Annotated in this window: 7 protein-coding genes; 3 read left to right on the top strand and 4 right to left on the bottom strand. The window is 52.7% G+C overall.

What is annotated here, in order from left to right; translation table 11 throughout:
• The coding region (locus tag NG42_RS23470; protein WP_241488337.1) for an aminotransferase-like domain-containing protein at positions 1-730 on the bottom strand (730 nt) is incomplete at its 3' end.
• A gap of 111 nt (positions 731-841) precedes the next feature.
• On the opposite strand from NG42_RS23470, the gene NG42_RS10215 reads away from it, so the two are divergent.
• Positions 842-2,122, top strand: coding sequence for a 4-aminobutyrate--2-oxoglutarate transaminase (locus NG42_RS10215; RefSeq protein WP_052899198.1), 1,281 nt, complete (start codon positions 842-844; stop codon positions 2,120-2,122).
• Positions 2,123-2,219: 97 nt separating this feature from the next.
• Positions 2,220-3,464: an aromatic amino acid transport family protein gene (locus NG42_RS10210; RefSeq protein ID WP_052899197.1), complete on the top strand. Its 1,245-nt coding sequence runs from the start codon at positions 2,220-2,222 to the stop codon at positions 3,462-3,464.
• Positions 3,465-3,518: 54 nt separating this feature from the next.
• Here the strand turns inward: NG42_RS10210 and NG42_RS10205 are convergent, their stop codons facing one another.
• From NG42_RS10205 to NG42_RS10195, 3 genes are all read right to left on the bottom strand, one after another.
• Positions 3,519-4,121 carry a cupin domain-containing protein gene (locus NG42_RS10205; RefSeq protein WP_052899196.1) on the bottom strand — a complete coding sequence of 201 codons (603 nt, stop codon included), beginning with the start codon at positions 4,119-4,121 and terminating at the stop codon, positions 3,519-3,521.
• Positions 4,122-4,379: 258 nt separating this feature from the next.
• Entirely contained in the window at positions 4,380-5,078 is a 699-nt protein-coding gene (locus tag NG42_RS10200; RefSeq protein ID WP_052899195.1) for a FliA/WhiG family RNA polymerase sigma factor, read from the bottom strand.
• 9 nt (positions 5,079-5,087) lie between these two features.
• Complete coding sequence (locus NG42_RS10195; protein WP_193787941.1) at positions 5,088-5,414, bottom strand: hypothetical protein; 327 nt, start codon at positions 5,412-5,414, stop codon at positions 5,088-5,090.
• A 449-nt stretch (positions 5,415-5,863) separates the two neighbouring features.
• Between NG42_RS10195 and flgM the strand changes: the two genes are divergently transcribed.
• Positions 5,864-6,124: a flagellar biosynthesis anti-sigma factor FlgM gene (flgM, locus tag NG42_RS10190; RefSeq protein ID WP_162231024.1), complete on the top strand. Its 261-nt coding sequence runs from the start codon at positions 5,864-5,866 to the stop codon at positions 6,122-6,124.
• Positions 6,125-6,164: the final 40 nt, after the last annotated feature.

Here is a 6,164-nt window from a genome sequence, read left to right as displayed (position 1 = left end):
CCGGCATTATTTTCAGCCCATTGATACGCAGGATATTGCGCGTTCCCCAGTAGCCCGGATCCTCGATCCACACCCGATCGCCACTGTCACACAGCATGCGCGAAACCAAATCGACCGCCTGATGCACGCCTTCGGTGATCAGGATCTGATCGGCATCGCAGTTTACCGATCGCGCCACCCGCAGATAATCCGCCAGTGCCCCGCGCAGTTCACTGCAACCGCCTGCACTGCTGTAAATCAACCGTTCAATAGCCGGTTCGCGGCTGAGCCGCGCCTGAATCCGGCTGAACTGCGCATGAGGAAACGCGGTGACGTCCGGTGCGCCTGGCACAAAAGCCCCCCACTGATGCGGCGATGCCCCGGCATAACCCAGCAGACTGGCACCGCGCCGCGACATTTTTACCGCCGGGACGCGAGGTTGTGTGGTGCGACTTGCTGCGCCGCTGGATGAGAGACAGCTGTCCGGCAATGTCTCAGCTACCCAGGTGCCGCTGCCGGTGCGCGCTTTCACGTAGCCTTCTGCCAGTAAATGTTCATAGGCATTCAGTACCGTATTACGCGATACGCCCAGTTCGCGGGCCAGATCGCGCGACGCGGGCAACCGGCTCTGCGGCAGCATAATGCCGTCGATAATTGCGCCGCGCAGGCTGCGAAACAGGCGGGCATGCAGTGCGCCCTCGGTTTCCCGTTGCAGTCGCTGCAAAAGGTGATCTCCGTGCAGAGTACGCAATTGGCTCCCTCCCTCAGTGTAAAAATGGCTCTCGTCACAACGCTTCGCTAACGGGTAAATAAACGTCATTGCTTAACGTTTGTAAATAACCAATAACAGCGGAGTAACAGGATGGACAACAAAAACGCCCCTCTCAACCAGCGTCGTCAGAATGCCACCCCACGTGGCGTCGGCGTGATGTGTAACTGGTTTGCCGAACGTGCTGAGAACGCCACCCTGTGGGATGTTGAGGGCAATCGCTATATCGACTTTGCCGCCGGTATTGCGGTGCTGAACACCGGCCATCGCCACCCCAAAGTCGTGGCTGCCATTGCCGAACAGCTAACGCAGTTTACTCATACCGCATTCCAGATTGTGCCGTATGAGAGCTACGTTTCATTAGCCGAACGTATCAATCAGCGCGTGCCGGTAAGTGGCCCGGCCAAAACCGCCTTCTTCACGACCGGTGCCGAAGCGGTGGAAAACGCGGTAAAAATTGCCCGTGCCAGCACGGGTCGCCACGGCATTATCACCTTTGGCGGTGCCTTCCATGGCCGCACCTTAATGACCATGGCAATGACCGGTAAAGTGGCTCCTTATAAACGTGATTTTGGCCCGATGCCGGCTGGCGTATTCCATGCCCGCTATCCCAACACCTTACGCGGCGTCAGCGTCGGGGATGCCATCAACAGCATTAACGCCCTGTTTGCACATGACATTGCGCCGGAAGATGTGGCCGCTATCGTGCTGGAGCCGATTCAGGGCGAAGGGGGATTTCATATCGCACCAGCGTCATTCCTCGCGCAACTGCGCCAGCTTTGTGACCAGCACGGCATTCTGCTGATTGCCGATGAAGTTCAGAGTGGCTTTGCGCGCACCGGAAAGCTATTTGCTATGGAGCATTATGGCGAGGTGAAAGCCGATTTGATCACCATGGCGAAAAGCCTGGCGGGCGGTATGCCGCTCTCGGCGGTCGCCGGACGCGCTGAAGTGATGGATGCACCGGCACCCGGCGGCCTGGGTGGAACCTATGCCGGTAACCCGCTGGCAGTGGCTGCCGCACATGCGGTAATGGATGTGATTGATGAAGAGCAGCTGTGTCAGCGTGCTAACCAACTCGGTATCGCACTGGTTGAAGTGTTGCAGCAGGCAAAACGCAGCATGCCGCAGATTGCTGATATCCGCGCGCGCGGTTCAATGATTGCGGTGGAGTTCTGCCATCCTGACAGCGGCGAACCGGACGCCGACATCACCCGCGCGGTGCAACAACATGCCATGACGAATGGCCTGCTGCTGCTGACCTGCGGCCAGCACGGCAATGTGATCCGTTTCCTCTATCCACTGACCATTCCCGATGTGCAGTTTGCCGAAGCACTTACCCTTCTGAAACAGGCTCTGGCTGCGCAAGTCTGAACGCGCTGACCTCGCTATCACTGACAGATCTGAAAAGAAAACTCTGCGTTGAGGTGTGCTTACTCAACGCCTGATTGGGCCAGCGAAAGGAGCCACCATGTCATTCGAAACGTCGTATCTGCCAGCGAGTAACACTGCGCAACGTGAACGCACCCGCAACAAATCGCTGAGCTTTGTGGAAGGGGTCGCGATGATCGTCGGCACCAATATTGGTGCGGGCGTGCTGTCGATTGCTTACGCCTCACGCCGGGCGGGCTTTATGCCGCTGCTGTTCTGGTTAGTGGTCGTAGGGGTGTTTACCACCATCACTATGTTGTATGTCGCCGAATCCACCTTGCGTACCCGTTCGCACCTACAGCTTAGCGGCCTGGCGAAACGCTATGTCGGCAACTTCGGCTCGTGGCTGATGTTTTCCTCGGTCTGCGTCAACAGCATTGGCGCACTGACTGCCTATATGAGCGGCAGCGGCAAACTGTTGCAGTCACTACTCGGCCTGTCACCCTCGGTTGGTAGCCTGCTGTTTTTTCTTCCGGCGGCGGGCGTGTTATGGCTGGGACTGAAGGCGATTGGCCGCAGTGAAAAAGTCATCTGCGCCGGGATGATTCTGATGCTGATGTTGTTATTTGCCGCCACCTTTATTCAGGAGAAAACCCAGCTGGCGAACCTGCTGAATGGCGACTGGCTGTTTATGATACCGGTATTTAATGTGGTGGTGTTCTGCTTTTCTGCTCAATATATCGTACCGGAAATGGCGCGTGGCTTTAGCGATAAACCTCAGCAATTGCCGAAGGCGATTATTGTCGGAATGGTGATCACTTTTGTGCTGCTGGCGGCAGTACCGCTGTCAGTGATTGCGCTGAATGGCCTCGCCAATATTTCCGAGGTGGCGACCATCACCTGGGGCGAAGCGCTGGGCCAATGGGCGTTCTTTTCCGCCAATATCTTCGCGCTGCTGGCGATGATGTCATCCTATTGGGGGCTGGGCGGCAGCTTCCTCAGCAATATTGGCGACCGTTTTAACTGGGATATTGAGAATTTGCCGTGGCGTCGGCTGCTGGCGATGATGATTGTGGTGCTGCCCCCTTTCGCACTGGCCTACAGCGGGCTGGTGTCGTTCGTTAATGCGCTGTATATCGCTGGCGTATTTAGCGGCGTGGTGCTGTCGATTATGCCGATGCTGATCCTGAAAGGCGCACGCGTCAGCGGTGATACTCAGCCAAGCTGGCAGTGCAACCGGGCAATCACCCATTCGTCGGTGAAGGTGATCATTATCACCATCTACCTTGCCAGCGCGATCTACGCCATCGCTTCCCTGTTTAACCTGCTGCCTTCCGGCTGGTAAACCGATGCTGTCTTGCCCGCCGGTCTGGCAAGACAGCCTTCATCACGGAAGGGCTTAAGGCGCCCGATGCTGCTGCGCGAGGGGGTGCCAGAGTGTTGTTACCGCTCCTTCGCCGCCGCTTATCGGATCCGCTGCCGGAACCGGTACGCGTTTAATGTTTTCGATGGCCTGCGCCATTTGGATTTTATCATCGCGCAGAGTGTCCGGTTCCATGCCGGCAGGATAAGCCCCCACCGAGAAAAAATCCTCACTGGCGGAAATTTGCCGATGGCCGACGCCAGCCGGAATCAGTACCGCATCACCCGCACGCAGCGTCACCATCCGGCCACTCTCTCCGCCGAACAACACTTCTGCCCAACCGGCGCTGACGCCGAGCAGCTCATGGGTATTTGAGTGGTAGTGAGTGTAAGGAAACACCGGATAACGCCAGCGCGGTGGCCAGCCATGTGAGGCAAACAGCTGTTCAAACCAGACAGCAATATCTTCAGTGCCCTCCGGCACAACGCGCGGATAGATAATGAGCGGCAAAGGATTATTCGGTACGCCATTTGATGGCGTGGCCAGCATCAGATGCTGAGGATGCGTTGATGCACCGGCAGAAAAGGTTCCTGCCGCAAATGACATCATTAACAACAGACTGCCAGCTGATGGCAACATATAAACCTCTCCCGGAATGCGATCGTCAATATGTTTAGTGTGGCAGTTATCAGCAAGCGCGCAACAATTTGATCCGAACCGCGATCACAAAAGATGTTTAAATATAGTCAGTTAAGTCAAATTCCCTGCCGGACAAAAAAACCGGTGGGGCAAACCACCGGGCGAACCAAACGATAAATTCAAAACAGGAACATCTCATTGCTGCATCGGTCAGAGCAAGGTTTCCCCCGCCTTGCGGTTAAAGCCATCAGTGCATTTTTATTTCACGGGGAAAAATGCCTTTATTTTTTCACTAATCTTCTTATTCAGCTGGCATATTCTTGCTTCAGTTAACTCAAGTATCAGAGCAATTTCCCTCAGGCTCATTTCTTTATTATAATAAAGCGTCAAAATAATTCTTTCGCGATTATCGAGAGAGCTAAGTGCCAGTTTTAACGTGCGCTGAATATCGATCTCCTCTTCCATTACTCGCCCATGTAATGCGGTTCCTAATCCGTCTATCGACAGTAAATCATCATAACTCTCCATACTGCTGGCATTTTCCAGCATCAGATACTCCTGGAAAGTTTTGCTACTCAGCCCCAGGTGATTACGAACTTCTTCATCACCGGGCTGATGTCCCAGCTTGCGCGTCAAATCACGCACCGCGTCATTAATTTTGTGGGTTTTCTGGCGCAAACGTCGTGGTCGCCAGTCGTGCAGCCGCAACTGATCAAGCACTGCGCCACGTACGCGCTGCAATGCATAACCGGCGAACTGCGCATCCGGTCGCCCATAACGCCGTAGCGATTCCAGCAGGCCAATCAAAGCGACCTGTTCCAGATCGTCACGATCCATTACGCTATCCGCCTGTGTCGCAAGCTGGCGCACAACACGTTTAACCAATGGCAGCCACTGCTGTAAATAATGGCTCTCTTCCGCCGCCGTCAATATCGTACTTTCAGTCATTACGCTCATGATTGCCAATTAATGAAAAATATTTTTAAAAATTAATACGTCATTAAAAGTCAGCTGTTCACCATAAGCTTCTTTATAATGCGCCATGACTTTTTGCATTCTGTCAACAGGAAGCGGATGCTGTTGATATGCATCGGCAATCAGTGAGTTGAAGTGGTGTTTAATTACGCCACAGCAAAACTGCTTTTCTGTTTTTATCAGCGATAAAAATACATTAAGCGATGGAGATTTTTCCTGTTGGTTTAAATAGCCTTTACTGGCAAATATCATTGCAACTGTAAATATCGCAACGATCAATGCCAGTAGCTTGCTAAGAAAAAAATAATTTACTGTCATCATTACACCGTTGTTAATATAAATTGTTCGGTGCGGGATTCTTCGTCCGCTACCGATAATTCAACTTTATCAGCAATAAAATTAATCTCATTGCTGATGTAAGCTCTGTCATCATTATCCTAAATAATGAATAAATTCTTACTAAGAAATAGCGACGGCGACGATTAGAAAACTCTTTTCCTTATAAGGAAATCTCTCTTTCTGTTAAATCATATTTAAGTTTTATAAGGATTATCTGGCCGGTTATTTTTTAAGATATTGATATAAATCGATTTTAATATTTTAGCTTGCCAGAGCCGTTATATTTACCGGCAGAAAGGCTTAAGTGGGTGGCTGAGGAAAAATGGGAGGACTGGCGCAACCGGCGCGTAATTTAAGTTTCCTGACAACGTGTCGTTCTGGGTAGGTAGTGGATTTAATCGCGCTACTGGCAGGAAGACTGGATGAAAATGAGTGCGTCATCAGGACAACACCCCCCCTCCGATACCCATCACGTTCAGGAGAATATCCCCGTCGCGATGACAGATCAGGAAATAACCGGGATAATCGGTGAGGCGAAAAAAGCGCTGCAACAGATGCCGGAAATTGACGAGGCACGAATCGCCGAACTGCGGCAAGCCATCGCCAACGGCAGCATCCTGCTGGATGTCGATACGCTGGCCTGGGATATGCTGGATTTTTATCGTAACCGGGCTGACAAAAGCGACTGACTCACCCCGCAAAAGCAGAACTGTTATAGAAAAATGTGCT

The sequence above is a fragment of the Winslowiella iniecta genome (genome assembly GCF_001267535.1).
GTDB lineage: Bacteria > Pseudomonadota > Gammaproteobacteria > Enterobacterales > Enterobacteriaceae > Erwinia > Erwinia iniecta.
Note: the sequence above shows the minus strand (reverse complement) of the source record. Positions and strands in the feature narration are given on the sequence as shown.

Bases quoted from the DNA above. Each gene is read 5' to 3' on its own strand.
- NG42_RS10215 (WP_052899198.1), top strand. From the start codon at position 842: ATGGACAACAAAAACGCCCCTCTCAACCAGCGTCGTCAGAATGCCACC.
- NG42_RS10210 (WP_052899197.1), top strand. From the start codon at position 2,220: ATGTCATTCGAAACGTCGTATCTGCCAGCGAGTAACACTGCGCAACGT.
- NG42_RS10195 (WP_193787941.1), bottom strand. From the start codon at position 5,414: ATGACAGTAAATTATTTTTTTCTTAGCAAGCTACTGGCATTGATCGTT.
- NG42_RS10205 (WP_052899196.1), bottom strand. From the start codon at position 4,121: ATGTTGCCATCAGCTGGCAGTCTGTTGTTAATGATGTCATTTGCGGCA.
- NG42_RS10200 (WP_052899195.1), bottom strand. From the start codon at position 5,078: ATGAGCGTAATGACTGAAAGTACGATATTGACGGCGGCGGAAGAGAGC.
- flgM (WP_162231024.1), top strand. From the start codon at position 5,864: ATGAGTGCGTCATCAGGACAACACCCCCCCTCCGATACCCATCACGTT.